A 3,679-nucleotide genomic window follows, 5' to 3' on the forward strand; every position below is an offset into this window, starting at 1 on the left:
TCGATGGCCTGGCGGTCGTTGTGGTCCATGGTCACGGTCTCCTTGGTCTTATTCGTCGCGCTGGCCGGTCAGGCTCAGCAGCAGTTGAAAGAGGTTGATGAAGTTCAGATACAGCGACAGCGCGCCCATGACGGCCAGTTTCTGGTGCGTTTCGGCATCGTGATGCTCGTTGTAGGACAGCTTGATCGACTGCGTGTCCCATGCGGTCAAACCCACAAAGACCAGGATGCCGATGATCGAGATCGCGAACTGCAGTGCGCTGGAGCCAAGGAAGAGGTTGATGATGCTGGCGATGATCACCCCGATCAGGCCCATGATCAGGAAACTCCCGAACTTCGAAAGGTCGCGCTTGGTGGTATAGCCGTAAAGGCTCATTCCCGCGAACATGGCGGCCGCGCCAAAGAACGCCCGCGCAATGGACGCACCGGTGAAGACCAGGAAGATCGAGGCCAGAGACAGGCCCATGACGGCACAGAATGCCCAGAACAAGGTCTGCGCGGTGGTGCCGGATACGGTCTCGATGCGAAAGGACAGAAACATCACGAAGGCCAGAGGCGCCAGCATCACCAGCCAGCGCAGCGGTGTGCTGAAGATCGGCACATAGAGGGCCGGGACCGAGGCCACCAGCACGGCGACAAGGCCCGTGACCAGAAGACCAAGGCCCATGTAGTTGTAGATGCGCAGCATATGTGCCCGCAGGCCATCGTCGTAAGCAATGGCAGGGGCAAATCCGGCATTGCGGCCGGTCTGGCGGATCGGTTGCATGGGTATCTCCGCAGGTTGAGGTTCTAGTAAAGCGTGTCCGACAGCCGGACCGAGGCGTCCAGCAGCGGGTCGGCATGGTCGTCTTTGGCCACCAGGACATGGGCCGTTTCGCCGATCTGGAACCAGGCGATGCTGTGATCGGGGGTCTCGTGCAGGCGGGGCAGGGTCACGTCGAAACTACCGGCACGGACCGCGAAATGGCTGACCTGCCCCAGCTCCGGCGTGTCGAACAGGATCTCGATCCCGGGGCCTTGGGGCGAGGGAAAGACCTGCGCATCCCGGACCGTCCATTCATCCGGGAACCGGGGCAGCACGATGCCGGTTGCGGCGCGCAGTTCCGCCGTGTCCAGATTGCTGACCTCGGGCTGCGACGCCATGGCGAGGCGGAGCAGGCTGACCTGGTGGGCAGAAACAGCCGCCCTGACAGAGGGCGGTGCAGGCGTGGCTGCCGTGCCCTCGCTGACCGAGAACGGACCAAAGCCGGCATGGGCCAGCCAGCCCACGCCGATCAGCATCAGAGCAGGCACGATCCGCAGCGCGCGGCGCAGTTGCACATCCCGCCGGCGCGCCACCGCCAGGCGCCGCGCGGCTCCCAACAAAGGTCGGGGTGGGGTGGGAAGGGCCAGTGCTCGACGCAGGTCGCGTCGCAGCGCCAAGTCCCGCATCACGCGCGCTGCAGCATCGGGATGACGGGACAGATGCCCTTCGACCGAGGCGCGCTGCGCTTCGGTCATCTGGTTGTCGACATAGGCATCCAGGTCCAGCTCTGCGATCTGCGGATCATCCTTCAGCATCACGTCCTCCGATCAGTTTCAGCGGCGCGCGCGGCGCGGCGGTTCCGTCTTCGAAATCACGCAAACGGGCGCGGGCCCGGGACACACGCGACATCACCGTGCCGGGCGGCACGCCCAAGGTGGCTCCTGCCTCTGCATAGGACAGCCCGTCGACAGCAACCAAGGCCAGTGCCTCACGCTGCTCGTCCGGCAAGCCGAGAAAGGCATGGCGCAACTGCGACAAGCGCAGAGCATCATCCTGCGGGGCATCCTGCACCTGTGGGCTCAGTTGCGCGAACTGCGCATCGCGACGCGCGGCAGCCTGATCATGACGGTGTCGGTCCAGAAACCGGTTCCGCAGGATCGCGCGCAGCCATGGACCGGGTGCCTGCCCGGATGCCAGCTGGCGGCGCTGCTCGTGCCCCCGCAGCAGGGCGTCCTGCACAAGGTCATCCGCGGCTGCCCGGTCGCGGGTCAACGCAAAGGCATAGCGGCGCAACGGTGCCAGCAGGTCGAGAATGGGGTCACGTGTTCGGGTCATCTTGAAGACATAGACGAAGCCGGGGCCGGTTCTCTTCCGGCGCCTTCAAGAAATTCTTCCGGGGTGCTGGCGACAGGGAGGGAACCCAGCATTTGGCTGCCGTACCTTTCAAGACGGCTTAGGTTTTTGGGGGCGTAGTGATGACAGCTTCGGGCAGCGCTTCTACGGTTTGCCCAGAGCTGTCATCCCTTCAAGACCTTGGAAGGCATTCCTGCCGCCTGCGCTGCGGCGCGTCATCCATATGGACCATGTCCAGCACGTTATCGTGCTGCAAGCAACGTCGTGGAAGACATCCATGCTCAGTGCGATTGTTGACTTGCGCATGAAGAGGACCGGTCAGACCTCCTTCATCTCCACTTCCAGATCGTCGACAGTCAGCCCCTCGGCTTCCAGCCGAGGATCCAAGAATACACGGCGGACCTCCTGCCGCATTTTCGTGATGCCCCACGCAGACTGATCCAGAATAATGCCCTGATGAAGCAGTGACCCATCTGTTCGTTTTGTAATGCGGTAAGCATAACGGGTCATTCCGCTCCCCTAGAAGCTGCGATGGGTGCTTATGACAGACGATCATAACAGACAAAGTAAGCGGATCAACGGCATGTGGTATAGCCAGATCATGGTCACGACACAGGGGAAATGCGTGGTTGGCAGAAGAAACCTTCACTGACACAGCCGAGGGCGATTATTCAGAAGGGGCAGCTGGCAACAGTCCTTCTGAGGGCAGACGTAGCCTAGGCTGTTGCGGAAACTCGGTTTGGCGCCGGCTGACATTGTCGACAAGTGACTGCGCCTCATCCACAAGAACGGACTTTGCCTTTCCCTCTTTTCGTGTGTTGACGATGACAGCCCTTTTGAATGCCAGGAGGGTAAAGCGGAGGTAGCTCTACAAGGAAAGATCCTCGACAATTTCACCACGGACACCTTTGAGTGGTCCATCCTCGGTATGACGGAGAAGATAGTCATAGGCGGCATCATGGCTCTCGAAGGCCATGGGGACATCTGTCGCGCTGAATTCACGGCCTGCGCGCGACAGCTTCATGTGTGGCGCCGCGCCCATGGCAATGACAAATCGTGGCATCTGCTCTCTCCTCGGTTCAGAACAAGCGAAGGCGGGCAGATCAAGTCCAACCGCATCATGCTGTCACCTGCAACGCAGGACAGCGTCGAAAGGAAGCATCATGGTTGATCCTCAACTGTGCCACGTCATTGCCGTCGGTCTCGATCCGGACCTTTCTTGACGAGACCATGGTCATACCGGAGCAGCGGCTCCGGATGAAGGGCTACCACGAGGCGGTCGAAACGCTGGAGTCCCGGCACGACACGACTTTCCTGTGCGAGTGGCTGAAGGCGAATGCGCGCCGGCGTCCGGCCGCGGCCCCTGACGATCTGGCCGAGTAACGGCTCAGAAGGCCGCCAGCTCCAGCTTGAGGCCCCTGATCTTCCGGAAGCGCTGCAACTGCTCGGTCTTTCCTTCGTCATCCTCGGCTTCCCGCATCAGCCGCTCGGTCACCTGGCGGTTGAAGGCCTCCGCACGGGCGACAAGGCGATCAACTTCGGCCCGCAGCGCCTCCGCCTCTTCCCGCTCTTCAATGTCATA

The 3,679-nt window shown here is 61.7% G+C and carries 7 protein-coding genes; 1 reads left to right on the forward strand and 6 read right to left on the reverse strand.

Annotated features, from left to right (window positions below):
* Positions 1-48 precede the first annotated feature (48 nt).
* The 5 genes from ACLHHB_RS06115 to ACLHHB_RS06135 all read right to left on the reverse strand — a co-directional run bounded on the left by ACLHHB_RS06115 (position 49) and on the right by ACLHHB_RS06135 (position 3,160).
* Complete coding sequence (locus ACLHHB_RS06115; protein WP_410217392.1) at positions 49-765, reverse strand: Bax inhibitor-1/YccA family protein; 717 nt, start codon at positions 763-765, stop codon at positions 49-51.
* 23 nt (positions 766-788) lie between these two features.
* Positions 789-1,559, reverse strand: a complete 771-nt coding sequence (locus tag ACLHHB_RS06120; protein ID WP_410217393.1) for an anti-sigma factor family protein — start codon at positions 1,557-1,559, stop codon at positions 789-791.
* Positions 1,546-2,079, reverse strand: a complete 534-nt coding sequence (locus ACLHHB_RS06125; protein WP_410217394.1) for a sigma-70 family RNA polymerase sigma factor — start codon at positions 2,077-2,079, stop codon at positions 1,546-1,548. The genes ACLHHB_RS06120 and ACLHHB_RS06125 overlap by 14 nt, the downstream gene beginning before the upstream one ends.
* Positions 2,080-2,415: 336 nt before the next feature.
* Positions 2,416-2,607 (reverse strand): hypothetical protein, encoded by a 192-nt coding sequence (locus ACLHHB_RS06130; RefSeq protein WP_410217395.1) that lies wholly within the window; start codon positions 2,605-2,607, stop codon positions 2,416-2,418.
* A gap of 358 nt (positions 2,608-2,965) precedes the next feature.
* A complete protein-coding gene (locus ACLHHB_RS06135) occupies positions 2,966-3,160 on the reverse strand; it encodes a hypothetical protein (RefSeq protein WP_410217396.1) in 195 nt (64 codons plus the stop codon).
* Positions 3,161-3,264: 104 nt separating this feature from the next.
* Between ACLHHB_RS06135 and ACLHHB_RS06140 the strand changes: the two genes are divergently transcribed.
* Positions 3,265-3,480, forward strand: coding sequence for a hypothetical protein (locus ACLHHB_RS06140; RefSeq protein ID WP_410217397.1), 216 nt, complete (start codon positions 3,265-3,267; stop codon positions 3,478-3,480).
* Positions 3,481-3,484: 4 nt separating this feature from the next.
* On the opposite strand, the gene ACLHHB_RS06145 is transcribed toward ACLHHB_RS06140, so the two are convergent.
* A partial coding sequence (locus tag ACLHHB_RS06145) for a hypothetical protein (protein WP_410217398.1) occupies positions 3,485-3,679 on the reverse strand: 195 nt, incomplete at its 5' end.

Source organism: Paracoccus sp. (in: a-proteobacteria), assembly GCF_046462195.1.
GTDB lineage: Bacteria > Pseudomonadota > Alphaproteobacteria > Rhodobacterales > Rhodobacteraceae > Paracoccus.